General features: G+C 48.2%; 25 protein-coding genes. 24 read left to right on the forward strand and 1 reads right to left on the reverse strand.

The genetic code is table 11. The annotated features are described in order from the left end of the window. Positions 1-8 precede the first annotated feature (8 nt). From B9D94_RS12595 to B9D94_RS12685, 19 genes are all read left to right on the forward strand, one after another. Positions 9-2,093 (forward strand): methyl-accepting chemotaxis protein, encoded by a 2,085-nt coding sequence (locus B9D94_RS12595; protein ID WP_063480646.1) that lies wholly within the window; start codon positions 9-11, stop codon positions 2,091-2,093. Between the two features lie 282 nt (positions 2,094-2,375). Then, entirely contained in the window at positions 2,376-3,032 is a 657-nt protein-coding gene (locus B9D94_RS12600) for a DUF998 domain-containing protein (RefSeq protein WP_148247155.1), read from the forward strand. A 540-nt stretch (positions 3,033-3,572) separates the two neighbouring features. Continuing rightward, on the forward strand, positions 3,573-3,848 hold the full coding sequence (locus B9D94_RS12605) for a phosphopantetheine-binding protein (RefSeq protein WP_036637615.1): 276 nt from the start codon (positions 3,573-3,575) through the stop codon (positions 3,846-3,848). A gap of 10 nt (positions 3,849-3,858) precedes the next feature. After that, positions 3,859-5,334 carry a hypothetical protein gene (locus B9D94_RS12610; protein ID WP_253806147.1) on the forward strand — a complete coding sequence of 492 codons (1,476 nt, stop codon included), beginning with the start codon at positions 3,859-3,861 and terminating at the stop codon, positions 5,332-5,334. Between the two features lie 22 nt (positions 5,335-5,356). Continuing rightward, the gene (locus B9D94_RS12615; RefSeq protein WP_148247157.1) at positions 5,357-6,463 is read left to right on the forward strand and encodes a glycosyltransferase family protein; all 1,107 of its coding nucleotides are present in this window, start codon (positions 5,357-5,359) and stop codon (positions 6,461-6,463) included. Continuing rightward, positions 6,435-7,610, forward strand: a complete 1,176-nt coding sequence (locus B9D94_RS12620) for a radical SAM protein (RefSeq protein ID WP_063480650.1) — start codon at positions 6,435-6,437, stop codon at positions 7,608-7,610. The genes B9D94_RS12615 and B9D94_RS12620 overlap by 29 nt, the downstream gene beginning before the upstream one ends. 60 nt (positions 7,611-7,670) lie before the next feature. After that, positions 7,671-8,654, forward strand: coding sequence for an ABC transporter ATP-binding protein (locus tag B9D94_RS12625; protein ID WP_006210486.1), 984 nt, complete (start codon positions 7,671-7,673; stop codon positions 8,652-8,654). Continuing rightward, positions 8,651-9,460: an ABC transporter permease gene (locus B9D94_RS12630; RefSeq protein ID WP_148247158.1), complete on the forward strand. Its 810-nt coding sequence runs from the start codon at positions 8,651-8,653 to the stop codon at positions 9,458-9,460. Before B9D94_RS12625 ends, B9D94_RS12630 begins: the two co-directional genes overlap by 4 nt. A 12-nt stretch (positions 9,461-9,472) precedes the next feature. Then, complete coding sequence (locus B9D94_RS12635; RefSeq protein ID WP_148247159.1) at positions 9,473-10,276, forward strand: ABC transporter permease; 804 nt, start codon at positions 9,473-9,475, stop codon at positions 10,274-10,276. A 63-nt stretch (positions 10,277-10,339) separates the two neighbouring features. After that, positions 10,340-11,389 (forward strand): hypothetical protein, encoded by a 1,050-nt coding sequence (locus B9D94_RS12640; protein WP_148247160.1) that lies wholly within the window; start codon positions 10,340-10,342, stop codon positions 11,387-11,389. Positions 11,390-11,604: 215 nt separating this feature from the next. Further along, positions 11,605-12,969, forward strand: coding sequence for an MATE family efflux transporter (locus tag B9D94_RS12645; protein WP_148247161.1), 1,365 nt, complete (start codon positions 11,605-11,607; stop codon positions 12,967-12,969). A 103-nt stretch (positions 12,970-13,072) separates the two neighbouring features. Further along, positions 13,073-13,693 (forward strand): TetR/AcrR family transcriptional regulator, encoded by a 621-nt coding sequence (locus B9D94_RS12650; protein ID WP_036637630.1) that lies wholly within the window; start codon positions 13,073-13,075, stop codon positions 13,691-13,693. After that, entirely contained in the window at positions 13,690-14,283 is a 594-nt protein-coding gene (locus B9D94_RS12655) for a GNAT family N-acetyltransferase (protein WP_148247162.1), read from the forward strand. The genes B9D94_RS12650 and B9D94_RS12655 overlap by 4 nt, the downstream gene beginning before the upstream one ends. A 244-nt stretch (positions 14,284-14,527) precedes the next feature. Then, positions 14,528-15,532, forward strand: coding sequence for a LacI family DNA-binding transcriptional regulator (locus tag B9D94_RS12660; protein ID WP_006210478.1), 1,005 nt, complete (start codon positions 14,528-14,530; stop codon positions 15,530-15,532). Positions 15,533-15,561: 29 nt separating this feature from the next. Further along, positions 15,562-16,983 carry an extracellular solute-binding protein gene (locus B9D94_RS12665; protein ID WP_006210477.1) on the forward strand — a complete coding sequence of 474 codons (1,422 nt, stop codon included), beginning with the start codon at positions 15,562-15,564 and terminating at the stop codon, positions 16,981-16,983. A gap of 62 nt (positions 16,984-17,045) precedes the next feature. Further along, positions 17,046-17,924, forward strand: coding sequence for an ABC transporter permease subunit (locus B9D94_RS12670; protein ID WP_253806148.1), 879 nt, complete (start codon positions 17,046-17,048; stop codon positions 17,922-17,924). An 8-nt stretch (positions 17,925-17,932) separates the two neighbouring features. Then, positions 17,933-18,799, forward strand: a complete 867-nt coding sequence (locus B9D94_RS12675; protein ID WP_036637634.1) for a carbohydrate ABC transporter permease — start codon at positions 17,933-17,935, stop codon at positions 18,797-18,799. 23 nt (positions 18,800-18,822) lie between these two features. Next, positions 18,823-20,130: a CehA/McbA family metallohydrolase gene (locus tag B9D94_RS12680; protein ID WP_148247164.1), complete on the forward strand. Its 1,308-nt coding sequence runs from the start codon at positions 18,823-18,825 to the stop codon at positions 20,128-20,130. A 194-nt stretch (positions 20,131-20,324) separates the two neighbouring features. Continuing rightward, positions 20,325-21,035 carry a lipase family protein gene (locus B9D94_RS12685; protein WP_006210473.1) on the forward strand — a complete coding sequence of 237 codons (711 nt, stop codon included), beginning with the start codon at positions 20,325-20,327 and terminating at the stop codon, positions 21,033-21,035. Between the two features lie 210 nt (positions 21,036-21,245). Here the strand turns inward: B9D94_RS12685 and B9D94_RS12690 are convergent, their stop codons facing one another. Continuing rightward, positions 21,246-22,709, reverse strand: coding sequence for a chitinase (locus tag B9D94_RS12690; protein ID WP_148248773.1), 1,464 nt, complete (start codon positions 22,707-22,709; stop codon positions 21,246-21,248). Positions 22,710-23,118: 409 nt separating this feature from the next. Between B9D94_RS12690 and B9D94_RS12695 the strand changes: the two genes are divergently transcribed. The 5 genes from B9D94_RS12695 to B9D94_RS12715 all read left to right on the forward strand — a co-directional run bounded on the left by B9D94_RS12695 (position 23,119) and on the right by B9D94_RS12715 (position 26,679). Beyond that, complete coding sequence (locus B9D94_RS12695; protein ID WP_036637641.1) at positions 23,119-23,754, forward strand: glycoside hydrolase family 11 protein; 636 nt, start codon at positions 23,119-23,121, stop codon at positions 23,752-23,754. A 76-nt stretch (positions 23,755-23,830) separates the two neighbouring features. Then, complete coding sequence (locus tag B9D94_RS12700; RefSeq protein ID WP_148247165.1) at positions 23,831-24,031, forward strand: hypothetical protein; 201 nt, start codon at positions 23,831-23,833, stop codon at positions 24,029-24,031. A 13-nt stretch (positions 24,032-24,044) separates the two neighbouring features. After that, complete coding sequence (locus tag B9D94_RS12705; protein ID WP_148247166.1) at positions 24,045-24,884, forward strand: formylglycine-generating enzyme family protein; 840 nt, start codon at positions 24,045-24,047, stop codon at positions 24,882-24,884. Positions 24,885-25,093: 209 nt separating this feature from the next. After that, positions 25,094-25,636 carry a GNAT family N-acetyltransferase gene (locus B9D94_RS12710; protein WP_148247167.1) on the forward strand — a complete coding sequence of 181 codons (543 nt, stop codon included), beginning with the start codon at positions 25,094-25,096 and terminating at the stop codon, positions 25,634-25,636. Between the two features lie 56 nt (positions 25,637-25,692). After that, complete coding sequence (locus B9D94_RS12715) at positions 25,693-26,679, forward strand: S41 family peptidase (RefSeq protein ID WP_172963940.1); 987 nt, start codon at positions 25,693-25,695, stop codon at positions 26,677-26,679. Positions 26,680-26,780 lie beyond the last annotated feature (101 nt).

The following is a 26,780-nucleotide window of genomic DNA, read 5'->3' on the forward strand; positions in this document are numbered from 1 at the left end:
GAAACAACATGAGAAAGAAATTGCAATGGAATTTAAAGCTTCAACTATTGGTTACGATGGTCGTCATGGTATTGATATCGACATTATCACTCGGCCTCGCGATAGACCAAAAAGTTAAGAAAGACATGGAAAATAATTTCTATGAAGCCACTCGTAAGGAAATTAAGCAAGTTAGTGGTGCTATGAACCTATACTTTAATACGGTAAATGAATCGGTTGAATACTTCGCTAATCACCCTCTCACTAAGCAGATCGATAAATCCATCACCTCTTATGTGAATGAAGTAGGCCAAGACGGGACCATTCAGATGACGCCATCAAAAAAAGCAGGTTTGGAATCGGACATTTACAACTTTTTCTTGAATTATTCCAAAACACATCCGAATGTTGCTTACATCTATTTGGGAACAAAGGATGGTGGATACATTCAATGGCCGGAAGGTACTTCTAACGATAAATTCGACCCAAGACCCAGGGAGTGGTACACCCAGGCTATCGATAACCCGGATAAAGTCATGCGCACAGGTGCTTATGCTTCGTTTACCGGAAATGTTCCAATTGTCAGTTCATCCGTTACCATCAAGGACAAGGCAGGCAACATCGTTGGTGTTCAAGGTGTAGATGTAAGCTTGGAATCACTGACGGAGACCATCAATGACATAAAAATCGGTGAAACCGGCTATGTCATTCTGGCAGACCAAAATGGTACGATTCTGGCGAATCCTAAGAACCCGGAAACGAATTTCAAAACGCTGAAGGATCTGGGAGTGAAGGAATTTACTGAAATTGACAAGTTGAAAGATCAGAATTTTGATATCACCTTGGATAACAAGAACTACACAGCCAGCGTCTTTGTATCACCGGAAACCCAGTGGAGATATATCGCGATCATGGACAAGAGTGAAATCGTGGAATCCATCAATGCAATTCAGCGAATTATTTTCATTGTTATGGGTATTATCGTCCTGATTGCCATCGGTGTCTCGTTGATTGTATCCGGCGCGATTACCAAGCCGATTCATGCTGCTGTCCATTATCTGCAGCAAATTGGCAGTGGTAATCTTGCCGCTGAAATTCCACAAGCGATGTTGAAGAAGAAGAGCGAGGTAGGCACAATGGTTCGGGCCATTGATGTCATGAAGCAGGATTTACAGAGAATAATCGGTGGGATATCGGGTTCGGTGCATATTGTCTCACAATCGGCGTCCAACCTTAAAGATGGCATGGATCAGACTCAAAAGGCTTCCTCTCAAATAACCGAGTCCATCATCCAGCTTTCTACCGCATCCAGTGAAGAAGCGAACACTGTTATGAATGGCTCTGAAAAAGTAGAAGAACTCGGCGGAGCGATCGATCAGGTCACAACATCCACTCAGGAAATACTGGATATTGCTCGACATACGGGTGAGCTTAATCAACGAGGGATTGTCATTATGCAGGAGTTGGTAGGAAGATTCAACAATACGCTGAAATCGTCAGAAGAAACAGCACTGGCCATTAATCAAGTGAATGAAAGTGCAGGTGAAATCAGCAGCATACTTGTCACAATCCTTGAAATATCCAGACAGACCAACCTGCTGGCCCTAAACGCTTCGATCGAGGCCTCCAGAGCAGGCGAGCATGGGCGTGGATTCTCCGTTGTAGCTGCCGAGATCCGCAAGCTTGCTGAGCAATCAGCTTCCGCGGTGAACAGTATTAGCTACATTATTTCAAACGTAAACAGTCAGGTAGGTGCGGCAGTTCAGGCTATCGGCACATCCCGTGAGCTCTTCAGGGATCAAGAAACGGCTGTACGGGAAACGGAATCGATCTTTAACGACATTATGGTCTCCGTTGACAGCCAAGTGGATAAAACAAGCGAGGTAGATGTTCATATCCAGTTGATGGAAGAAAAGCGGTATGCACTTACGGACGTCTTTACCAATATATCAGCGATTACTGAAGAAAATGCAGCCATTACTCAAGACGTGTCTGCGGCTGCTGAGGAGCAATTGGCTACGATTGATGACTTGGCAGATTATCTGTCTCAGCTCAAGGCACTGTCCACTGAACTGGAGGATAATGTAAAAAAATTCACCATAAATAATAAGTGATTCACTTCAGGCTGGAGAGAAGCTGTACGGCTGACCCGGTTTACATCTCTCGATATGCCTGCGAAGTAGTATTTTAGAGGAAACTCATCCTACAGCAAGCCTTGCTATTGAAGCAGGGCTTGTTTTTTTGTACAGCGATAGAACATCGTTAACGAGCCATTCCATTAAAATCGCAAAAAAAGAATGGAGGAATGTCGATTAGATCTGCTCTTGTTCGTTGTCTATATAACGGAGAAGTTCATTCTGCGTAGGTAAAAAGGAAAATTAAGGAGGAAGAAGATCATGATGATGATAAATAAGCAAAATTTTAAGGTGATTCGTATGCTTCTGATGGGTGGAGTTATATCCACCCCGTTGTTCTATGTAGTAGCTATTATTCAATCGTTTACGCGTACGGGATTCGATATCAGGCTCCACGCTATCAGTACTCTTACTTTGGGGGATGCGGGATGGGTCCAGAGCGCTAATTTCTTCATTACTGGATTGCTTGCTGTATGTGCGGCGATTGGCGTGCGCCGTTTACTTCGTGGATTCCAGGGAGGTACATGGGGGGCTCTGCTTATTGGAATCTATGGGATTGGCATGATGATGGCCGGTCTGTTTCGACCAGACCCTGGGCTCAGCTTTCCTCCGGGTGCGCCCGCAGAAGCGCCGACATCGATGAGCGGCCAGGCAGCCCTTCACTCGGCAGCTTTTTTTACCGCCTTTATTTGCCTGATCGTGGCCAATATGGTCTTTGCACGTCGGTTTGCTTCACAAGGCGAGCGTGGTTGGAGCTTCTATTGCATTGCATCTTGCATTCTTGCGCCTGTGCTCATCATAGTAGGTTCGATGAACAGTGCTTGGATTGGCGTTATTATGGGCAGCGCCGGAATGGTTGCTTTCGGTTGGGTTTCGCTGCTTGCCGCGAAATTGCGTGCTGAAACACTCCAGGTATAAGAAACATAAATACGAGGAGGGAATCCAAATGCAATTTAGGTTAATTGTCGATGCGATGGCGGACAAAAAAGACACAGTCAAAGGGAGTCGCTGTGCTTCCAGCTGCTGACGTGCTTATGCGAAGGCTTGACGATAAAATGAAGCCTTCGCAGGAGCCCGGTATACAGATCATGGAGGCTGATTTGCAGGATCATCTCCACATGTTGAGAAAGAAAATATAGAATATTGGCGGCTTCCGTATGGTAGACGGGAAGGTGACATGTATAGATTTTGCGTGCATTCGTATGAATTGCCTATTGGAACAACGCATATATATTAGCTGGTGCATGAGGACCGCCGTGTCTGTATTACTCCGGCAGTAATTGTTGAAAGACAGCAACGCAACGGCATTTATCATTGACAGAAATTGGCATGATGAGCATAATAATTGTAACTATGGAAAAGGGAGGGGCGTCTAAGTCAGGTTAGATTTGAATGGCATTCTCTAAACGTAAGGATCGGTTGTACCCTCACACATTATCACTTTAAAGGAGTGTAGTCATGTACGATAAAATCGTAGACATTTTGTGCGCTATTAAGGAAGACCAACCGGAACTTCGCCAAATTCTGTCCCCTACCACGGAACTGAACAACGATATTGGCCTCGATTCACTCCAAATGATCCAGTTTATGCTTAAAGTCGAGGAACAGTTGAACGTTGTCATTGACTATGACCAATTCGATTACGAGCATCTCCAGTCGATCGACACCTTTATGGCTTTCCTGAAAAGCTGCCAGCCTCAGGAGTTATCTTTATACGAAGATGTCCAGAAGTGAGGCCGGCTTGATGCCAACCATCGTAATGGGTACATTCGATCCCGAAACGAGGTGGAGGGATCCGAATCTAACCAGGCTGCCCGCTATGCCGGATAGAGAACGGGAATCCGTAGTTCTCTGTATGGACGAGCTGCTATTTCCATTTTGCGGACCGGACGATATCCTCTACAGCCGGTGTCAAATCGATCCAGAACTGTATGAGTACCTGGCCGGGTTAGGATTTTCCTTTCGAAGTCGTTATCACTTTGATTTAAGCGATGAGAAGAAGCCCCTGCCAGAAGCGGACGTTTTCAAGCGGTGCATGTTCCGTCTTGCGGCGGATCAAACCCAAAATCAGATAACGGCAGACCGCATGCTGCAGGCAGTAGGTTCCGGCTATCCGGAGGCAACGGGGGTGGCGGAAATGATATCTCTCAAGCATGCTGCCGGTGGTCTGCACCGTGAAGCGGTATGGACTCACACCGTCAAACCTCTCACTCCGTACGCCATTACGGCTGATACGGAAGTTTACCTTCAAGCCGCCGGGCCCTTTAGTCCTTTGCCTGACCTTGAGACGGTTGTCCGTGTGAACTCCAAAATCTACTCCAGCCGCCTGCTGGCTAGAATCGGCGAGAAGTGTTACGGCATGGAGGCGAACAGCGCAGCGGAAATGGAGTCGGCCGGAAATACGCTTCTGAAGCAGGGGCCGTATTTGCTGAAGGATCCCTTCGGTGTGTCGGGCAAGGGTAACCTGCTCATCGACGGCGAAGCCATGCAGCGAAGGATAGCGGGACATCTGGATAAACAGGAGCGGAGCGGCCTCCGCTCACAATTTCTGCTGGAGCCTCTGCTGAGGAGGGGGACCGACTTCAGTTCCCACTGGTTCATCCGGGAAAATGGTGAGAAGGATTTCATCTCCGTTCAGCGGATGATGAATCAGCAGCAGAACTACGGCGGGTCTATTAAAGCGGATGAAGCTTTGATCCGTCTTCTGGAGCACGCCGGTTATTTCGACACGATGGAAAAAGCACTCGGCATATTGGCTGAGGACGGCTACCACGGTTTCGTCTGCTTCGACTCCATGATTCTGGAGAACGGGGATGTGGTGCCGATTGTAGAGATTAACGCCCGCATGTCCATGGGCCTCATTAACGCTTATCTCAATAAAGTCTGGGAAACGCATGGCCATACCAGTTGGATTACATTCCTGTCCCTCGGTTTACCCGAAGGCTTCGCGTTCGGGAGGCTGCTGGACGCGCTGCGCGTGTCCGGTCTTCTCTTAACTGTCCAGGAAGGGTACGGGATTGTGCCTCTTTCATCTAACACCGTAATGGTGAACGATATTCTGACCTCCCGCCGTATCACCGACGGATTGCAGAGCAAACGGGGCATGCCGAAGGGACGGCTGTATGTATCGGTGGTAGGTCGTGACAACGAGCACCGTAGTGAACTGATTAACAGGCTGAGACAGGTGCTCGCTGACTTGTCGGTTAAAGTGTACAACTAAATCGGGAACGAGGAGGCAGGGCATGAATTCATCTTCGATCACCATGCTGGCGTCGGGCAATTCGCTTGGCGCGTACATTCCGGCTATGCACCTGTACACGTACCTTCAAGACAGAGGTGTCAGAGCAGCGGTTCACGTTCTGGAGAATTTGTATCACGAAGAAATCAGGCGCAAGATCCCTTCCACAAAAAAAGCATTCCATGCCGATTTCTCCGTTGCCCTGATGGGCCATAAGCTGGCCAAACCCGTTGAATCTTCCCTGAACGAGGAGGAGGTCCAGCGTCTGCTGGATGCATGGAACCGTGATGGGGTATCCCGCTTTGCCGTGTTTACCGGCTTCTGGCTGCCGATCCTGGAGCGCTACAAGATCATTGCCCGCGAACCCCTGGATATACGACTGATCCGGTTGGATGCGTGGGATACGCCGTCGTTCAAGGTACACAAGTCCTTGTGCCCCGGCTACCATAACGTCTGGTTCTATGAGCCTTCGAAATGGTCACCGGGCGGCTATATTGCTTCAGACGAGACGGAGCCTCTGCCTTATGCGCAGCGTGCCGGACGCATTCTGATCCATGGCGGCGGCTGGGGGATCGGGACGTATGCCGGAACGATCCCTAAGCTTCGCGAGCTCGGTTACCCGCTGGATGTGATTGTCTATGATCCTTCCGAGGTGGAGGAGGACGACGGGGTTACACGGTACTTCGGAACGGACGCAGCCTGGGACCCGTGGAGCCGGGATGAACAGGGGCGGCATACGTTTCCGCCGATGGTCCGTTATCTCCGTGAGGGCGGCGTTTTACAGGATATCCCGCTCAGGGATTACGCCGCTTACACGGATCTGATGCGGAACTGCGCTGCCATCATCAGCAAGCCGGGAGGAGCCACCCTGAACGACTCGCTGTCATATGGAATCCCTTTTGTCATGCTGGAGCCGTTCGGCGAGCATGAGCTTCACAATTCAAGTTATTGGGAATCCTGCGGCTTCGGCATCCGGTTCGCGGAATGGGCAGCCCAGGATTTCTCGAAACAACATCTGGAGAGAATACACACGCGTTTGCTGGAGGAGCGATCAAAAATCAATCATTTCGGGAGGAAAACTTATGCAGCCGAAAACAGCAGTTACGTTTGACCAGCTGACATTCCAAAATATGAAAAGGACCCTCGTTCCGCTGGCGGAAACGGGGAGGAAGCTTCGGGAAGATCCGACTTATGCCGCCCCCGTGCCTTATGAGATCGGGATCAAGCTTAATAACGGCTGCAACCTGCGCTGCAAGCACTGCTTCGAATGGAATCCGGACGGGTTCCATCACGGGTTTGCCAAGGAAGAGAAGAAAGACGAGATCGACATTCCCGTTGTGGAGAAGCTTCTGGCTGAAACGAGAGAGCGCAAATCGCGTGTGTTCCTGTGGGGTGGAGAACCGCTGTTCTATTCCAAGTTCGATGAATTGGCGGAATTGCTGGCCAAGGAAGACCGGTACACAACCATTTGCACAAACGCGATTCTCATCGAACAGAAGCTGGATTCCATTCTGAAAATGTCGGAAAATCTGGTCATGCTGGTCAGCCTGGAAGGTTTCGAGAAGGAGAATGACGCGATTCGGGGCAAAGGCACCTTCAAGAAAGTGATCCACGCCGTACAGCTGCTGCTTGATCTGCAGAAGCAGGGCTTGTACAAAGGCAAAGTTTCCGTAGCCCTGACGGTGAATGACCAGATGGTTGGTCAGCTTTACAGCTTTATGGAATTCTTCGAAGAGATGGGCGTCGATTCCGTTTACTTCTGCTTCCCATGGTACATCCCTCCCGGTACGGCGGAAAAGATGGATACCTACTTTGATGCCCATTTCCCGCACCTTGCCTCCCGCTTTGCGGACAATCACAAGAATAGCTGGCACTCCTTCACATTCCATATCTCCCCGGGCAATTATGACACACTAATCGAAGAGCTTAAACGCGTCAATTCCCGTGTATGGAATGTGCGCATTCGCTATCAGCCTGCACTGGAGGCCGAAGAAGTAGAAGGATTCATCCGAGGCAGCGAGAAGCCGGCCATGAAGCGGACCAAGTGTTTCTCCATCTCGAATCGGATGGATGTCATGCCGGACGGCAAAGTGAATCCGTGCAAATTTTTCCCGGAATTCAGTGTCGGCAATCTGTACGAAGACAGCGTGGCGGATATTTTTCACGGCGAGGATCTACGGAAACAGCGCGAGGTGCTGGCCTGCGGTTTGATGCCGATATGCTCCAAATGTGTGCTTCTGTATAACAATGGAGTTTAAGCTTTCAGATTGGATACCGCCCAAAATGGGACTATATGTTATCGTTCAGGAGGAGCGGGGATGGACTTTATCCGTGTGCGGGAGCTGCACAAATCATTTGTGTATTACCGGAAAGAAGCAGGACTTAGGCATTCACTGAAAAATCTGTTTGCCCGGAAGTCACTTGTGAAGGAAGCGGTTAAATCCGTTTCCTTCGATATCGGCCCCGGCGAGTGCGTTGGATTTCTGGGTCCTAACGGGGCGGGGAAAACCACGACACTCAAAATGCTGTCGGGTATTTTATATCCTACAAGCGGGGAGGCCAACGTGCTCGGCTATGTGCCTTGGGAGCGAAGGAACGAGTTCAAACGGCTGTTCTCCATTGTGATGGGTCAGAAAAACCAGCTCTGGTGGGACCTTCCCGCCAGCGAATCGATTTATTTAAACAAATGTATATATGACGTGGAGGATGATCTTTACCGCCGAAGTCTTGCCGAACTATCGGAGATGTTAGGTGTGCAGGAGCTTCTGAATGTGCAGGTGCGCCGGCTGTCCCTGGGCGAACGGATGAAAATGGAGCTGATTGCCGCTCTGATCCATCGCCCGAAGCTGCTGTATCTGGACGAGCCGACGATCGGCCTGGATTTCCCCTCCCAGAAGAAGGTCAGGGAGTTTTTGAAATATTATAATGAACAGTTCGGCGCGACGATTCTGCTGACCAGCCACTACATGAAGGATGTGGAGGATCTGTGCAAGCGTACGATCATCATTAACGAAGGAAGCCTGCTGTATGACGGCGATCTTCATAAGATTAACCATTTATTTGGCGAGCACAAAATCATCAGGCTGCAGTTCTCCGAGCCGGTCGCGGAACAGCGGCTGGCTTCGTTCGGGAAGATTGTGAGTATGGACGATTATAACGCTGTGCTGGAGCTGCCGAAATACCGCATGAAGGAAGTATCGCGCGCCGTCCTTGATTCGTTTGATATTTTGGATTGGACGATTGAGGACGTGCCGATCGAAGAGAGTATATCAAGGCTGTACCGCAAGGAATATGCAGGATGAATAGACGGAGATTGTATGCGGCTGTTTTTTCGATGGGAATTCAGCATTCGATGGAATACCGATTCCACTTCTTCCTCGGACTTCTTGGAGCCGCGTTTCCGATTCTTGTCCAATATTTTATCTGGACGGCAGTTTACCGGCACTCCGGCGAAACGGCGCTGTTCTCGTATTCATACCATCAAATCATATTGTATACGATTTTGGCGGGATTGGTGTCCAAGCTGATCGCGACCCAGTTCGAGCACCAGATTGTCGACGATATCAAGAACGGCGGACTCAACAAGTATTTGATCAAACCGGTCAGCTACTTCGGGTATCGACTGGTGTCCTTTTTCGGGCAGAAGGCGATTTATTATGGAATTACCGCTGTCATGCTTGTCGGGATCATCTGGATCGCAGCGGCCGGGGACGTAATCGAGCTCCAGGCCGTACGGCTGGTCTTGTTTACTGTCACGCTGTGGGGCGCGCTTTTGCTTAATTTCCTGATCGCTTACTGCATCTGTGCGAGTGCTTTTTATCTGAATGAAATCTCTTATTTTTTTGTTATTACGAGTCTGCTTGTCAATATTTTGAGCGGAGGCATGTTTCCGCTTGAGATTTTCGGAGATTCGGTGGTGCAGGCACTTCAGTACACGCCGTTTCCGTACACCATTTATTTTCCGGTCAATGTCCTCAGCGGCAAAACAGAGGTAGGGGCGATGTACCAGGGGCTGCTCATCCAGTGTGGATGGATACTCCTGTTCTTCTTGCTATCCCGACTGACGTGGCGGGTTTCCATGAAGAAATATTCGGCGGTTGGGGGGTAGCGGGCATTCCATATGTTTAAAACCATAAGAAAATACGCACATCTGTATGGCATGTTCATCAAAAATTGTCTCATCGCCCAGATGGAGTTTCGGGGCAATTTTATGATGAGTCTGCTTGTGGAATCCGTCTACCTGCTCGCCAAGCTGTTGTATGTGCTCGTTGTGTTCCGCACCGATCTTCACGTAGACGGCATACCGCCTGAAGGTCTGCTTCTATTTATAGGCATGCACACCGTAGTGACCGGCATTTATGTGGGACTCTTTTTCACGAATTTCACAAAAATTCCGGAGTATATCAAGGACGGCACGCTCGACTTAATGCTTACAAAGCCGGTTTCTCTCCAATTTATGGCTTCCTTGCGTTATGTCGATCTGGCGCTGCCGATCCCTGATATTCTGGTTGGGTTCGTCATGATTGGCATAGGCTGGCATGCCATGGATATTCCGCTGACGCTGCTGCAGCTTGCCGGGTTTATGCTGCTGCAGCTTGTCTCCGTTGTCATCACATACTGTCTGATGATTATCCCTGCGCTGCTGTCATTCTGGTTCGTTCAGACGGGCTCTGCGTCGGAGATCGCCCATTCCGCCTGGGACGCCAACAATTTTCCCATGGCGATTTACCCGGCTTGGGTCCGCCGAATCGGAACATTTGTCATTCCATTGTTCCTCATTACCAATTTCGGACCGCTGTTCCTGCTGGGACAGCTCAGCTGGCTCTACGCGGGATTGGCACTTGCCGGTTCGCTTCTGCTCTTCACAGTCATTCGACTGATTTGGAAGCAGGCTGTGAAGGGATACAGCAGTGCAAGCAGCTAAGAAGATCTGTCGGTCATGTATGGCAGCTGGGTGATAACTCAGAAACCAGAAGGGGGAGAATCCATGAGGGCTGTTCAGCTTCCGATATCGAATCCGCCGCTTAAAGGATTTTTACGATGGGCTTATACACTTTCGATCACCAGCATCCACGAAGAAACGATTCCTTGGTATTACAGCAATTTTATTCAGTTGTCCTGCAAAAAAACATTCCTGGAGGATGGCGGGCAGTTCTATTTCGATTTTTTTCGCGGCAAACCGAATGAACTGAATTTCAACAATCCGTTTCTGCTCACGTGCTCCGTCAACTATACGATTTTGGAGTTTTTGCCCTTGGACGCCTGGCCGCAATTCTTTGCGGATCAGATTCGCAGCGGCTATTATTGCGTTGTGTTTCTGGACGAATCAAGGCTATCCCCGGCGGCGGCCTATCAGAAAGAGCCGTTTCCCCACCATCTGTTTCTATATGGTTTCGACTTGGACCAAGCAATTTTCGATGCTTCCATGTTCGACCATACGGGAGTGTACCGCAATCTGCAGATCCCGTTCACAGAGTTCCAGGATGCTGTCCATTCCATGAGGTATCTGCTGAAGGAGGGGGTTACGGCGGATCATCACACGTATTTCTACAAATACGAACCGCATTCTCCGTATCCTTTTGATCGAACAGCTGCGATTGACCAACTGCGCGATTACTTAAACGGTGAGACTCATTTAAACCGAATCAATTATAATCCGGACGAAGAGCAGGCTTTCGGATTAAAGGTCTACGACTATTTGCAAATGTACTTTGATGCCGTAGAGAGCAACGATTCCCGGCTTGGTGACCGTAGTGACGTGAGGCATCTACATGTGCTCTGGGAGCACAAAAAAATGATGAGCGAGCGGATCGACTATTTGGTGGACGAGGGGATCATCCCGTACGATGAAGAGCTTGCGGATGGCTACAGGGATATCACCAAGAGTGCGATGAAACTGAGGGATCAGTACATTCGTCATGAAATTCGAGCAGACAAGGACGTGTTTGAGCGGCTCAGGCTCCGGTTCGACCAGTTCCGAAAGGAAGAGCCGGTTCTGCTGCAAAAATTGATTGCACTGCTCGAAGGCTCCACCTAGCTGATCATAATAAATGATATGGATTACTATCTGTTTCTTACACGGATAATCGTATTTTCTCCATCTTGTAATATCCAAATCCTGGTGCTATACTCATAGCAATATACAGGCAATGCTACTGAAAAGTACAACCTTGGCTTCGTCCGGGGTTGTGCTTTTTTTGCGTTCAGATTTAACTTATACATCAAAAATTGAGTGTAGAAAGAGGTAAATCCATGAGTGACCATGCAAACAAATCATTCTACAGGACGCTATATACATTAGCGATTCCCATTGCGCTGCAGAGCTTAATAATGGCTCTGCTAAACATGACAGACCAAGTCATGGTAGGACAGCTAGGTGATATTGCCATCGCATCAGTTGGAATCTCCAGCAAAATTTTCAGCGTTATTTCCGTCGTTCTGGCTGGACTTGCTGCCACACTTTCCATCTATACTGCTCAGTACTGGGGGAAGAAGGATACAAAGAGCATTTCACACTTGCTGGGACTGAGCTTGTATCTGGGATTATCACTGTCGATACTGTTTGCCATTATCGTTTTTTTCAATCCGCAGCCGCTGCTCTCCTTGTTTACGACAGATATGCTTGTGACAGGAGAAGGCGGCATCTTTCTGCAGATCGGAGCGCTTAGCTATGTTCCAATCATGCTGACGATGTTATACTCTGCAATTCTGCGCAGCACAGGGCATGTAAAGCTTCCGATGTATGTCAGTTTATGCGCGGTCATGCTTAACATTATTCTTAATTACTTGCTGATCTTCGGACATTTCGGTTTCCCGCAGCTTGGACTCGCAGGCGCTGCATATGCAACCGTTATTGCCAGGTTAGCGGAATGTTTACTCATTATTGGAGCCGTATACTGGTTCCGTCTTCCGGGGGCCGTGGAATTCCAACATCTCTTCCGCACATCGAGGCCGCTAGCGAGAAAGTTCCTTGTCACCATGTACCCGCTTGTGCTGACAGAGTTGGTATGGGTGCTCGGTGAGGCAGTTTATGCTGTTATTTATAGCCGAATGGGTGTGGCCGAGATGACGGCCATGACCATTACGTTCCCGCTTCAAGGGCTGATGATCGGTTTATTGTCGGGTATAGGAGCGGCGGCAGGTGTAATGGTTGGAAACAAGCTTGGCGAAGGTGATCATACGCAGGCAATGAATTACGCTAGAAAACTCATTCGCGTCGGCCTGGTGACTTCATTCGGACTTGGTATTGTGGTCGTTCTCCTAGCTCCAATGTATACGAGAATATTCCAAGTTTCGGTGGAAGTGAAACAGCTGTCCGTTTATGTCATATGGGTTTTTGCTGCATTCATGTGGGTTAAGGTTGCAAATATGATCATCGCAGGGGGTATCCTGCAAAGTGGCGGTGACAGTAAATTCGTTTTTGCCATGGAGTCGACGGCTACATGGCTAGTCGGGGTACCCCTCGGATTCATGCTGTCTTTTGTATGGAAGCAGCCGCTGTTTTGGGTTTATTTTTTCCTCTCCTTGGAGGAGGTCGTGCGATTTATAATCGGTTATATTCGATATCGATCTGGTAAATGGATGCAGAATTTAACGGTGCAATCGGATGCTTCCTAATGAGATTTATTCAATATCCAACACATTAAAAGTTGTGGATTGTTAATCGGGTTGTTATGTTTTATAATGAGTAAAAACTCACTCATAAAAAGGAGCTGTTCAATTGCCGCGTACGAAGGAACAGTTTGAAGAAATGCGCAATGCCACTAGAGCGAAAATACATGCTGCCGCAATGCAGTTATTTGTTCATCAAGGATTCGGATCGACCAATGTTCAAGATATTGCGGATACGGCTGGCATCAGTATTGGGCTTCTGTATCGGCATTATAGAACAAAGGATCAATTGTTTCACGAATTGGTGGACTTTGCCGTCGAAGGATTGAAACGTAATATTGCCTATTTCGAATCCAATCTATCCCCCAAAACCTTAATGGCGCGATTTGTGGACGAAATCTACACAGATTTCATGAATGGGGAGGAACTAGTCAATCTGTTGATTCTGATCAATCAATCCATGTTTGCAGGCGCTGGCACACCCTCCAAACAACATGAAGAGATTCTCCAGGTCAATGCAAGACTGCTTGATGCTACGGCCCAACTTATTCGTAAGGGGCAGCATCTTGGAGAATTCCGCTCAGGCGATGCACGCGAAATGGCAGTCTTTTTTTACGCATCGGTTCAGGGCTTGGCTGAGATGAAGGTGCTGTTGAAGAATAGTTTTGCGATGCCCTCACCATCGGTGCTCACAGCGTTTCTATTTAGAGAGGGAGTGGACGTGTCATGATTACCATTGTAAGAGCGGATCAAGCCGAGTGTGATGTGAGGCAAGGAATAGCTGAAACATTCGCCGAGGGCTTTACACAGTGGCTAGGATTTTTCTCCAAGGATCCCAAGAAGATAGCAGCGTCATTTGCCCATATGTTCATTCTGGATCAATTCTACGTGGCTGTATCCAACGGACAAGTAATCGGAATGGCAGCCTGCACGGATGGAGCCTCATTTTCGGTTCAACTTGATAAAAAGGAACTTCGAAAACATCTGGGCTTTTTCAAAGGCAGCATGGCCGCTATTTTCCTGAAAAAAGAATTTGAAACGACTCCCGGACATCCTTCACCTTGCGCAGGTTCCATCGAATTTGTAGGCACGGCTGCTGAGTTCAGAGGGCAAGGTGTTGCTTCACAACTGATATGTCATATCCTTGAGCATACACCTTATCAAGTTTATTTGATTGATGGAGTCGCAGATACCAATATTCCGGCCATGAAACTCTATCATAAATTAGGTTTTGACGAATACAAGCGAAAGCCAATACCTGTTAAGCAGGCTAAGAAAATAGGAATTAATTACTTTGTGTCGTTGATCCATACCCAATAATCTCCAAAACGAATTCTCGCCAACTCTACGTTCAGACCACCCCGTATGCCAAACACACACTATGATCTAGCTTATTCAGATCATAGCGTGTGTTTTTTTATTTAAGAGATTTTATTTTCAATTAACATAAACATGGATTCTATTAAATTATTCTTACTTAAAATCAAATACGCAGGGTCATTAAACCGGTTTAATGATTATGCAGAGTATTCAGAATTCGCAGCAGAGGAAGGAACCAAATGTAATGGCTACCATTGATGATGTTGCCAAGATGGCAGGAGTATCCAAGGGGACCGTATCCAGCGTGTTCAGCAAAAAAAGACCGATCAGCCAACAAGTGACGGAGCGGGTACTGAGAGTAGCTCAAGAGCTGGGATATTTCCCTAACCATCTGGCGCGAAGCCTCGCGATCAAAAGGACGATGAGCATTGGTCTCAAGATACCCCTTCCTCCCGACGGGACGATGACGGCCTTTGATACTCAGATGATAAACGGTGTCATCAAGGAATGCACCAAGCAAGGCTACAGGGTGGTGCTTGACACTCTGCCGGAGCAGGAGGATCCCACTATGTATTCCCAGGATCCCGTTGATGGCGTCATCCTGCTGAACCCTCGTAAGAATGATTCACGGATTAAACGGTACCGTAAGATGGGAATTCACCTCGTACTGGTGGGACGGCCTGACCCGCATGACGAATCGATCAGCTACGTGGATAACAACAATACGGAAGCTGCCCATGAGGTAGGAGACTATTTGCTCCGAAACGGCCACGAATCGATACTGTTTCTGAATGCTGCAGCCGATATGACGGTGGCCCAGGACCGGAGACAGGGCTTGTCGGAGGCCTATCGCCTGCACGGCCTGTCGTTACGGGATGAATGCGTGATGTACTATGCCCATACCAACGGAACGGATTACGGTTATATGTCCATTTTGAATACTTATGGGAAATTAAGCTATACAGCCATCATTACGGATACGGACAGAGTGGCTCTTGGCGTGCTGAGGGCTGCTAGAGAGCTTGATATCAAGGTGCCGGAACAGCTGTCGGTCATCGCGCTGAGCAATGATGCGATTTTAGCTCAAGACATGAACCCGAGGCTTACGTCGGTCGAATTGTCGGCAGAAAAGCTCGGAGATGAAGCTGCCAAGCTGTTAATTGAGAAAATAAACGACAGCAGCGTCCACAGGCAAGTCATCATCCCCGCGCAGCTGGTTGTAAGGGAATCCTGCAGTGTTTTTTGTTGATCATAAATGACGAATAAGGAGTGGTTAGCTTGGCAACAGGAAAGAAGATTCTTAGCGCAATCATGGTTGTAACTTTATTCGGAAGTGTACTTGCAGGCTGTTCTCCGAGTTCGGACAACCGCAGCAGTGCGGCATCTCAAGAATCATCGAATGGGGAGGAACGCACGCTCAAAATCATGACAGGTGTCATCGGTGGGAAAACGCCGGAAGAAAACATTCAGTTCGAGCAGGAAATCGAACGTTTAACCGGCATCAAGGTAACGATGAACAAGCCGGCTTCCGACTACGATCAGAAGCTGCTTGCCGCTATCGCTTCCGGAGAAAAGTTCGATCTGCTGCAGATCAGCAAAGAGAAAATGTCCACCTTTATTGATCAAGGCATCCTCATGCCGTTGACCGATCAAGTGAATGGCTCCAAGGTGCTATCAGACACTGAAGTTATTCCCGCCAAGGAATGGGAGCAGGTTAAGACCAAGGATGGGCAGGTTTACGGTGTGTTCACCAAATATCAGGGAGGTACGATGCCGATCGTTCGCAAAGACTGGCTGACCAAGCTGAATCTGTCTGAACCTGAAACGCTTGATGATTACTATAAGGTCCTCAAGGCTTTCACGGAACAGGATCCGGACGGCAACGGCAAAAAAGACACCTACGGACTCAGCACGGCAGGCATGTACGAATTGCAGGGCTTCTTCAGCGCAGCGGGCCTTAAACAGCGATATGTGGAAACAGCGGACGGCAAGCTGGACGTTCCGTATTCTACAGATGCGGCCATCCCGGTTTATGAATGGCTGAACAAGCTGTTTACAGAAGGGATTCTTGACCCGAACTTTGCCACCAACGACACAGGTAAAATGCGCGACCTGTTCCTGACCGACCGCGTCGGCATGATTACGTACTGGGACGCTTGGGTAGGCATGCTGAACAATACGCGTTATGAACAAGATCCGACTACGAAATTTGAAGCGAAGGGCCTGCCGGGAGCGGCAGATTCAAACGGCAACCACATGCTGCGCAGAGGTGATCCGGATGTTTGGGTTGTTCCAATCAATGCAGAGCATCCGAAAACAGCCTTTGAATTTATTGAATGGTGGCATTCCGAGGAAGGCATTACTTTAGGAAGCTTAGGTATCAAGGATATTGATTACACAGTAGATAATAGCGGCAAGTATGCACTGACCCAGATCGGTAAAGAGCATGCTTCCGACCACGGTGTTCCATTCTGGTACAACAGCAACGTCGAAGCGCCTTTTGGCAAACTGCCAGGCGTACAGGAAGCGCAGGATCTCGTTGATCAATACGCATCACTGGAATTAACGCCTCCCCATTGGTCGGACGCTGAGAAGATTATCAATAAATATTCCTTCAAAGCTATCATGGGCGAAATGCCGGCTGCCGATGCAGTGAAACAAATGCGCGAAGAACTCAAGGCAGGCGGGTTTATCGATTAATGCTTGAAGAGGAGGGGGCGGCGGCACTCTGCTCCCTCTTTATTTTATTATGAAGGTGGTGAATGTACGTGAGAGCCGTGTTCAAGTATAAAACACTCTATTTTATGATGTTTCCAATCCTGGCTTATTTCCTGATTTTTTCCTTTTATCCACTTGCGCGCGGACTTGTCATCAGCTTTCAGGATTACCGTCTCATCGGGGACCGGCCGTTTATCGGTTTCGATAATTATGGAAGTGTACTAAAGGATCCGGCTTTTGGGGATGTTTCCAGGAACACTCTTGTGATCGGCGGCGGAATTTTTGTGATCAACTTTATTTTACCGCTGATCCTGGCGCTTTCCTTGAATGAAGTGGCTTCGGTCTGGTTCAAAAAGATGACCCAGATGATCGTTTATTTACCTCATTTGTTCTCCTGGGTTGTTGTAGGCGGCATGTGGATTCTGCTGCTGTCCCCGGACACGGGCATCGTAAATCAGATCATTCAGCTCTTCGGCGGTCAGTCTGTTGGCTTTCTGTCTTCCGACCGCTATGCCCGTACCGTGATGATCCTGACCTCAGGTTGGAAGGAGATGGGGTATACCTGCATTCTGTACTTGGCTGCCATCGTGAACATCAATCCGTCATTATACGAGGCTGCAAGCATGGACGGAGCCAGCCGCTGGCAGAAAGTCCGTTATGTAACGCTTCCGATGCTCAAATCCACTATGAAAGTGGTCATCATGTTGAATATACTGGGTATCCTGCGGATGTTCGATCAAATATTCGTGATGAGTAATGGCGCCATCGCTAACAAGGTGGACGTGATTATGATGTATACCTATCAGAAAGGCATATTGGAGTTTAGTATCGGGCCAGCTACGGCTGCAGGGTTCCTCGTAATTATGGCGACATTCATGCTTACGTACGCAACGAGAGCGGTTATCCGCTACGATGAAGGGTGAATCGATATATGAAATCAATGAAAAAAATAAGCTATCCGAGCCGTATTTTTGATACGATCAATATTTTGTTTCTCCTTCTGCTCGTATTGACCATGGTGATTCCGTTTTTAAATACGCTTGCGCTTGCATTTTCATCTAATTTTGCTTCCATGCAGCCAGGCATTGTGCTCTGGCCCAAAGAATTCAGCGTAGAGGGCTTCTCCACGGTATGGAGCCGCATGAAGCTCTATTTGCCTTTTACGAATAACGTCATCGTGACTGTAGTAGGTACCGTTTGTCATGTTTTCTTAAGCTCTATGGCAGGTTACGTGCTGATCCAGAGAGGACTTCCGGGAAAGAAGTGGATGTTATCCGCGATCCTTCTGACCATGATGATTCCAAGCGAGGCCATTATGATTCCTTTGTATATCGTGAATAAGGACTTGGGACTCCTTAACACGCTGAGTTCGCTGATTCTTTCGGGTTTCGTATCCGGCTTCAGCGTAATGCTCATGCGAAACTTCTTTTTAAGCGTCCCTTATGAGATGTCAGAATCAGCGCGGATCGACGGAGCTGGCGATTATCGGATATTCTTTACGATGTATCTGCCTCTTGCCAGAGCGGGACTGGCAACGGTCACTCTGTTCGAGTTTGTCAGTCGCTGGAATCAATTTACACCGGCCGTGCTTTATATTAACGACTCGTCCAAATATACGCTGCAAATTGCGTTGAAATCACTCATCGTGGATAACGATGCAACCTCCAGCAATTTCATGATCACAACTAATGTCAGGATGGCAGGCATTGTCATTGCCCTGCTTCCGCTTATCATCATCTACCCGTATGTGCAAAAGTATTTTGTTAAAGGGATGTTTGTTGGAGCAAATAAAGAATAAGGCAGGAATCAGGAGGGATACACATGGCAAACTCAAACGCGCAGCGGCGTTCTTCTGCTACTTTCAAGCGATATATTGAGCATTCGGAGCAAAGCACGTACATTGAGGTTCCGTTCCAAATGCCGGAGCAGGTTGAGGAAATCCACGTTCGCTATCAGGTGGAAGCATACGGCAGGGAATCCGCAGCGGTGATTGATCTTGGTGTACGGGACAGCGTCAGAGTCAGAGGCTGGAGCGGGGGAGCGCGTCAGGAATTTAACATCGCACAGAGCCAAGCGACCCCGGGTTATCTGCCGGGAGCACTGGCCCCAGGCGAATGGGCTGTACTTCATAATGCCTACAAGGTACCGGAAGAAGGCTGCACGGTAACGATCGACATTGAGTTTATGCACAAGACACCGCGCTGGTTGAAGGGAGACCTTCACACGCACAGCGTTCATAGCGATGGTGCCTATACACTGGAAGAGAATGCAGCCATTATGGAGAGTCTGGGATGCGATTTTATCGCGATGACAGATCACAATACGAGCAGTCAAAACCTCGCGTATCCCCGAGAAACATCGGTTCTGATGATTCCGGGTACGGAATTTACAACGAATTTCGGGCATAGCAATTTTCTCGGAGCTATGAGCCCCATGGATGATTTCCGTGTAACAGAGATGTCCGATGTACATGAGAAGTTTCGGATTGCGCGTGAGCGGGGGGCCAAAATAATATTAAATCACACACACTGTGATCATTGCCCATGGGAATGGGACTTCGAAGTGGATCACGACGGGGTGGAGGTGTGGAACGGCCCCTGGGATGAACGAAACCGACGCGCGCTTTCCTGGTGGCAGGAGCAGCTCGTCAAGGGCAAACGTCTGGTAGCGGTGGGCGGAAGCGACGTGCATCGTCCGGGTCCGTACGTGAAGCATGCGACGCCATGTGTATGGGTCTGGTCTGAGGAAAAAACCGTGGAGCGAGTGCTGGACGGCATTGTTCAGGGTCATGTCGTAATCACTCATGCCCCTGACGGGCCGTTTGCCAACCTCCAATGCGGCGAGTTTGGAATTGGAGATGAAGTGCCATTTGATCAGGCTGATCAAGACGTAGTTGTTCAATTGGATGGTTTGCGTGCCGGTGATCTGGTTCGGCTATACAGCGAACGAGGCTTTGAAGAGGAGATCGCTGCTGAAACGGATGGGGAAAGGACACTTAGATTTGATGCTAAGGAACGGCGCTTTCTGCGAGCCGAAATCTGGCGGTATTTTCAACAGGTGGAAAGGACGATGATGGCTGCATTGACCAATCCGATCTATTTTAATACCAACGTGATAGTCCGGGACTAATGGGGAAGGACGAAATTTTGAGCTTAGAGCCTGGAGAAGTCGTGGGAACCGCGGCTTTTTTGTTTTTACTGATAGGAGTTGTTGTCCCAGGCTGCCTTTGAACTGAACTGAAGTTTTGTTTATCATAGGGGTAATACTTCTCCAACAGCATGAGTGCGCTGAATGTGATTAATAGACAAGAAGGGGACTGTGGAATGACAGAGACGTTTGTATCCTCCAATAGCGCATGCACAACACAGTGCCGCACGGTGGTTTTCTTTTTTGCTGGTGTGTTGACGTATCGGAATAATTTTGAAGCGGCTGCCAGTGAGATTGCCAAAAGCTATCAGCAAGCTAAGATCGTGATGATCTTTCCTTACGGTATGGCAAACGGCACCAAGGGCTCCTCAACCTTGCGTTTGCTGGCCCGGCAGCTTACGCAGGTTGGCTATGATCTGGCTCGCGATCAGTCCCGGCGAGTTACCAAGGCAGCGCAAATCATTCTTCAGCATGCATCAGATGCAGATCGCCTGATCCTTATCGGACACAGCGCCGGAGGTGTAATTGCCTATCGGGCAGGACTTTATTTGGAGGACAAACACGATATTCAGCATGTGCAGGTATTTGCTGTGGGCTGCCCCAAGTTTTATGTGAAGGACATTCCATATAATGAAAGATTCACCTATATTACTGGACAGAACCCGGACAGGATCACCCAAATCGGCAGCTGGCGTAAGCCAGGATCCAGGTTGTACCGAGGGAAGCCGGGGCGCGAAATTCAGATGGATTTTAATCCGGATCATCAGGGCTGGCGATTTCATGCCTCGTATTTTCTCAATTCAACCTGGACGGATTCGAACCAAGCGTTCCGTACCAATTCAGAAGAGCTGATCTCCCAAATCCATAACATTTGCCCGGACCGTTGAGCGTGAAAATAGATACCTTGCTGGAGATCCAGCAACAGGGCTGGCTAATGCATCCGAAAATGGAGTCAAGTCAAAAAGCCGCCGCTTCTTTCCGTCAACGGAAGAGAGCGGCGACTTTTAGTGGCAGTCAGTGAAGAAATTTATATTAGTTCTGGCAGCACTAAGGCTGGTTATTGATTGGACTGGCTCTCAGCAAGCAGCTCCCTGATATTAAGGGAGTGTGCTCAAGAATGGTCTTACTGTCTTGGCAAGGGTATAATTCGTGGTTGCATCCCAGTTAATGGACCATGTCATCGCTCCTCGGATATCAGGGTATTTAGCAACTGGCTTATAACTTCCGCAGCTGTTTCCGGTTGCAAGACAATTCAGTGCATTATTGACAACCGTAGGGGAAACATATCCTCCCCCTGCGGCTGAAGGGGTAGCTGGCACGCCCAATCCCAATTGGGAAGGAGACACCCACTGCAGCGTCAAGTCCGAAAGAGCCGTAAGGAAATCAACGGTTCCCTGGCTGTAACATTTTCCGTCACGACCCAGCATGCATCCGGAATTATAGTACTGCACGTTCACCACGGTCGTTATATCCTTCAGATTGTTATAAAGCTGGCTATAAGATGTATTTGGATTCTGCATGTCGATGGTTTGCGGAGCCATCGTCAATACAAAATCATTCCCGACTTTTTGCTTCAATTGACGAATCGCATTGGTTAAATTAGGTACATTCAAGCCATGCTCGAGGTCAACGTCCAATCCATCCAGTCCAAATTTCGTGATGATCCCATAAACGCTGTTCACAAAATTCGTTATATTCGGCGAAGGATTATTAAGATTGACGTTCCCCAGTTCTCCTCCAATAGATATAATAACCTTCTTGCCTTGAGCACGTTTAGCCTGGATATCCGAGATCAGCTCAGCTTCTGTGTACCCGCCGAGAGCATTGGATAGGGCAGAATTAACCGTAAAGGTGACACCTCCGGGATTAGCAGGGTCCATCTCTGCGAAGGCTAATACAATGATATCGTACTGATCCGGTATATTTCTCACTTTCACATTGGTAGCACCATTGACAAAATTTTGCCAGTATCCTGTCAATATATGCTTCGGCAGTTGGCCAACACCGCCAGGAGTTCCCTCGGCTGTTGTTGCACTCACCGTTGTACTGGCTGGAGAGAGGTTTCCAGCAGCGTCCTTGGCAACGATCTTGAAAGAATAGGTTGTCTTGGCGGAGAGCCCGGTGATTGTCGCTGTATTCGAGGTTACGGTTACTGCAAGTGATGTACCTTGGTATACATCATAACCTGTCACACCTACATTATCCGTGGAGGCCTGCCAGGACAAAGTTACGCTGGAGGAGGTGACTCCGCTCACGGTTACGTTCGCGGGAGCTGTGGGAGCTACCGTATCGGAGCCTCCGCCGCCTTGAACCTGCTGCCACAATGCCGGAACATTGGGTGGTTCCCAGCCTGTCAATGAGGTATGGGGCTGAATAGCCTTGTACGTCTTTCCACTGTAAGTGACGGTATCGTTTACGGCGTAAGCCACATTGGGTGCCCATGCACCCCGTTCTGCTGCTGAAACCTCGCGCGGGAACAAGCTCATCATCATAGCTACGACAATCAATAGAGGCAGCATCATTTTGGATTTACCCAGCGCCCCGAATATGCCCTTTCTCATCATTAATTCCTCCTCACTAATCGTTTATCAGATTTTGTCTACCTGCGTAAAGCAGCATCGCCTCCTTTCAAAACTTCATAGAAAACTAGTGATTGAAAGCGCTTGCGTGATTGGCGTGAAACGATTTCCTCTGCTTATCATTGCTCTTGGTTTGATAAGCATAATTTACTTTAAATGTTAATTATTCTCAATAGATCTGGAGAATCAATTTAAACCCAGAATATTTCAAATTGCAAAATAATTGATGTAACATATTTAATTTGTGAAGTGTTATGAAATCGCTATCATTCTATAATTTACTTAGAAAGGAGGTAAAGGAAAAAACATACAGGATAAGGGATGTGCTGCACAGCGAACCAATCGACATGCAGACGTATGAGGCAATGACAAAAATCTGAGGAGGTAGATTATGTTTAGGTTTAGTAAGAAATTGATGACGGTCATTCTTGCAGCATCCATGAGTTTTGGCTTGTTTGCATCAACCTCAAGTGCAGCTACGGACTACTGGCAAAATTGGACGGATGGCGGCGGTACGGTCAATGCCGTTAATGGGTCCGGCGGCAATTACAGCGTGACCTGGCAAAATACCGGGAATTTCGTAGTCGGTAAAGGCTGGAATACCGGATCTCCAAACCGGACAATTAACTATAATGCCGGTGTCTGGGCGCCGTCCGGCAATGGGTATTTGACCCTTTACGGATGGACCCGGAACTCACTCATCGAATATTACGTTGTGGACAGCTGGGGGACGTATCGGCCTACGGGAACACATAAAGGCACGGTGACGAGTGATGGGGGCACATATGACATCTATACGACAATGAGATACAACGCTCCTTCCATTGACGGGACACAAACGTTTGCCCAGTACTGGAGTGTTCGGCAATCGAAGAGAGCGACCGGTGTCAACTCAAGTATTACGTTCAGCAATCATGTGAATGCATGGGCTAGCAAAGGAATGAATCTGGGAAGCAGCTGGGCCTATCAGGTGTTAGCGACAGAGGGCTATCAGAGCAGCGGCAGCTCCAACGTAACGGTATGGTAACGGGTGCATTGAAGGCAACACAACGAACGATCAGAATTGAAACCGCTTACTCATTCGGTGTTTCAAGCTACCGGTAATGAATTACGCGGATAAATTATGTCATACCAAAGTGGACTTCAACATTGGAGGGCGGCCGATTGGCCGTTCTCCTCCCGTTGTATCCATCGGTCCCGTTGTGCTGGGCAGGGCTAGCGGAATTAACGGGAACAGCGGCCTATGTCTTGCCGGAGCCGAGCAGCAGGCTATCATCGTTTATCATTTTTCCTATCAGGCTTAAAGGAGATATGTCAATGAGAAAGCTATTCATGTTTCTTTTAATAGCAGCAGTGGTTGTGATCAGCGCATGTTCGGAAGAAAAACCTGAATCGAAGAATGGTCTTGTATTCGTGGAGGGCGGAACTTTTAAGAATAACAACTCCAATTTCGCTGGAGAAGGCATGACCCTATCGAATTTTTATATCGGCAAATATGAGGTCACCCAAAAAGAATGGGCCGAAGTCATGGGCAGTAATCCCTCGGGATTCAAAGGCGACAATTTACCTGTAGAGATGGTGAGCTGGTATGACGCTGTGGAATACTGTAATCAAAGAAGTCTAAAAGAGGGTTTAAATCCGTTTTACAATATAGACAAGAACAAAAAGGACCCGAATAACAACAATGAGAACGATAATATAAAATGGATAGTCACGATCCATGAGGGGGCTAACGGTTACCGATTGCCAACCGAAGCGGAGTGGGAATATGCTGCAGGCGGAGGTCAGGCGAGCAAGGGTTACATATACAGCGGCAGCAATAGTGCCGACGAGGTCGCATGGTATTGGAAAAACGCCGGGAACAAACCCTTAACCGGAAATTGGAACTGGCCAGCCATAGAGAACAACCGCAATCAAACCAAATCGATTGGTACCCGGAAACCCAATGAGTTAGGCATTTACGATATGTCTGGCAACGTAAGGGAATGGTGCTGGGAGTGGCATGGCGATTCGGACAGCCGGACCGGCTCCTACCGGCTTGTGAAGGGCGGCGGTTGGATGGGTGACGTCAGCAACAACGAGATATCCTTCCGAGGCAAGTTTGATGCGAATGGCTTCGGTCCTGATCAAGGCCTTCGTGTCGTTCGCGGAGAATAGTCGGAACAAGGCAGACAAAGCATCACTTTTATCTCCAGGAATAAGGGGAACAACGAGCTCAGCGAAGTCTCGTTGGACAAGAGCATATAGGTCTGGGAAGTCGCGCCATTCGCGGCTTTTTTTGTTTTACCTGCGAATCGCAATATCTGCCCCTTTCCATCCTGTGCTATAATCTCCTTACATTTTATGAGTTGGTGGGGATGGTGCAGATGATAGAGCAGCAAGTATATGTCCGATTTCCGGAGGAAGCGGACGCCGCAGAATTGACAGACATGTACAATCGCAATCGGGTCTTTTTTGAGAACTTCTCACCAAGCAACCCGGAAGCGTTCTATACAGAGGAGCATCAGCTCCAAATGATTAGGAAAAGTAAGACGGACAGGGAGGAGGACCGGAAATATGACTTCGTGATATGCCGCACCGAGGACGACCGGATTATTGGTAGTATAGGGCTGTCCTTCGTGGTACGGGACCCGCTTCAGAGCTGTATGATCGGATACAGCCTGGACCAGAATCATAACGGCAAGGGTTATATGACAGAAGCCGTAAAACAGGTGGTACGCTATGCCTTCGAGGAGCTTCGGTTTCACCGGATCGTAGGGGAGGCCTCTCCCCGGAATCCCGGCTCCATACGCGTGCTTGAGCATGCAGGGTTCCACAAAGAAGGCATAGCCCGAAGCAACGTGAAGATCAACGGGGTATGGGAGGATCATCAGGTTCTTGCACTTATCAATCCCTCCGAGAGCAGTTAGATCAATTGTTTTTCAACGGGTCCGTTTTGAACAATAATTTAGAGGGGATGATGATCGTGGAAGCTAACCAGATGAGGGGTTGGGCTCATGAAGAGGTAATCCATTCATTAGCCAAAGCGTTAAATAATCATTATGTGTTTCCCGATGTTGCTGAAGAAATGGGAAATTACTTGGAGCATAAGTTAGTCGGAAAAGAATATGAAGCGATTAAAAACGCAGAAGCTTTTTGTGAACAAGTCACATATGACCTTCGGGAAATTAGTAAAGATAAGCATTTGAAATTACGATACACGGAACAAGAGAAGTCGGTTGATATGAAGATTAGTGAGAAGGAGCAAAGGGAGGAATATCTCCTGCATGCAAAGCTCGATAATTATGGTTTTCATAGAATTGAACGTCTTGCGGGGAACATTGGTTATATCCATTTGCGAGGTTTTCACGATCCAGAATTTGCAGGCGAGGCTGCAGTAAATGCAATGAATTTGGTGGCTAACACGGACGCGCTTATCTTTGATTTACGGAATAACGGTGGCGGGAGCCCATCGATGGTTGCCTTTATCACAAGTTATTTGTTTGATTCCGAACCTTTTCACTTAAACAGTTTTTATTCGCGGGCAAACGATGTTATAAGTCAGTCTTGGACGTTATCGTATGTGCCCGGAAAGCGGTATGGAACCAAACCTGTTTATGTATTAACGAGCCACAGAACATTCTCTGCTGCGGAAGAGTTTACATATAATCTGAAAAACTTAAAGCGGGCAACCATCATTGGAGAAGTTACCGCAGGAGGAGCCAATCCTGGAGCCGTTCATCAATTAACGAAACACTTTGGTATATTTATCCCGGATGGACGAGCGATTAATCCCGTTACCCAAACCAATTGGGAGGGAATAGGCGTGACGCCGGACGTTGAGACAACTCAACATGAGGCATATGAAACGGCGTATAAACTTGCTCTTAAACACGTAATATCTTTATATCAGGACAGAAACGAATATGGATTTATAGTAAAGGAAGCCGAGAACCAATTGAAGCAGCTGTAGGAAATGAATGATCAGCCGGATATGATAAAAACCTATGCTCCAATTGTTCGGCTAAGGAACGCAGCATGGGATATGAGGATAAAGTCGCGGAATTCGCGGCT

It is taken from the genome of Paenibacillus sp. Cedars (genome assembly GCF_003184205.1).
Classification (GTDB): Bacteria; Bacillota; Bacilli; order Paenibacillales; family Paenibacillaceae; genus Paenibacillus_AQ; species Paenibacillus_AQ glucanolyticus.

Excerpts from the sequence above, each read along its gene's own strand:
- B9D94_RS12595 (WP_063480646.1), top strand. The coding sequence starts at position 9 with ATGAGAAAGAAATTGCAATGGAATTTAAAGCTTCAACTATTGGTTACG.
- B9D94_RS12600 (WP_148247155.1), top strand. The coding sequence starts at position 2,376 with ATGATGATGATAAATAAGCAAAATTTTAAGGTGATTCGTATGCTTCTG.
- B9D94_RS12605 (WP_036637615.1), top strand. The coding sequence starts at position 3,573 with ATGTACGATAAAATCGTAGACATTTTGTGCGCTATTAAGGAAGACCAA.
- B9D94_RS12610 (WP_253806147.1), top strand. The coding sequence starts at position 3,859 with ATGCCAACCATCGTAATGGGTACATTCGATCCCGAAACGAGGTGGAGG.
- B9D94_RS12615 (WP_148247157.1), top strand. The coding sequence starts at position 5,357 with ATGAATTCATCTTCGATCACCATGCTGGCGTCGGGCAATTCGCTTGGC.
- B9D94_RS12620 (WP_063480650.1), top strand. The coding sequence starts at position 6,435 with ATGCAGCCGAAAACAGCAGTTACGTTTGACCAGCTGACATTCCAAAAT.
- B9D94_RS12625 (WP_006210486.1), top strand. The coding sequence starts at position 7,671 with ATGGACTTTATCCGTGTGCGGGAGCTGCACAAATCATTTGTGTATTAC.
- B9D94_RS12630 (WP_148247158.1), top strand. The coding sequence starts at position 8,651 with ATGAATAGACGGAGATTGTATGCGGCTGTTTTTTCGATGGGAATTCAG.
- B9D94_RS12635 (WP_148247159.1), top strand. The coding sequence starts at position 9,473 with ATGTTTAAAACCATAAGAAAATACGCACATCTGTATGGCATGTTCATC.
- B9D94_RS12640 (WP_148247160.1), top strand. The coding sequence starts at position 10,340 with ATGAGGGCTGTTCAGCTTCCGATATCGAATCCGCCGCTTAAAGGATTT.
- B9D94_RS12645 (WP_148247161.1), top strand. The coding sequence starts at position 11,605 with ATGAGTGACCATGCAAACAAATCATTCTACAGGACGCTATATACATTA.
- B9D94_RS12655 (WP_148247162.1), top strand. The coding sequence starts at position 13,690 with ATGATTACCATTGTAAGAGCGGATCAAGCCGAGTGTGATGTGAGGCAA.
- B9D94_RS12660 (WP_006210478.1), top strand. The coding sequence starts at position 14,528 with ATGGCTACCATTGATGATGTTGCCAAGATGGCAGGAGTATCCAAGGGG.
- B9D94_RS12670 (WP_253806148.1), top strand. The coding sequence starts at position 17,046 with ATGTACGTGAGAGCCGTGTTCAAGTATAAAACACTCTATTTTATGATG.
- B9D94_RS12675 (WP_036637634.1), top strand. The coding sequence starts at position 17,933 with ATGAAATCAATGAAAAAAATAAGCTATCCGAGCCGTATTTTTGATACG.
- B9D94_RS12680 (WP_148247164.1), top strand. The coding sequence starts at position 18,823 with ATGGCAAACTCAAACGCGCAGCGGCGTTCTTCTGCTACTTTCAAGCGA.
- B9D94_RS12685 (WP_006210473.1), top strand. The coding sequence starts at position 20,325 with ATGACAGAGACGTTTGTATCCTCCAATAGCGCATGCACAACACAGTGC.
- B9D94_RS12690 (WP_148248773.1), bottom strand. The coding sequence starts at position 22,709 with ATGAGAAAGGGCATATTCGGGGCGCTGGGTAAATCCAAAATGATGCTG.
- B9D94_RS12695 (WP_036637641.1), top strand. The coding sequence starts at position 23,119 with ATGTTTAGGTTTAGTAAGAAATTGATGACGGTCATTCTTGCAGCATCC.
- B9D94_RS12700 (WP_148247165.1), top strand. The coding sequence starts at position 23,831 with ATGAATTACGCGGATAAATTATGTCATACCAAAGTGGACTTCAACATT.
- B9D94_RS12705 (WP_148247166.1), top strand. The coding sequence starts at position 24,045 with ATGAGAAAGCTATTCATGTTTCTTTTAATAGCAGCAGTGGTTGTGATC.
- B9D94_RS12710 (WP_148247167.1), top strand. The coding sequence starts at position 25,094 with ATGATAGAGCAGCAAGTATATGTCCGATTTCCGGAGGAAGCGGACGCC.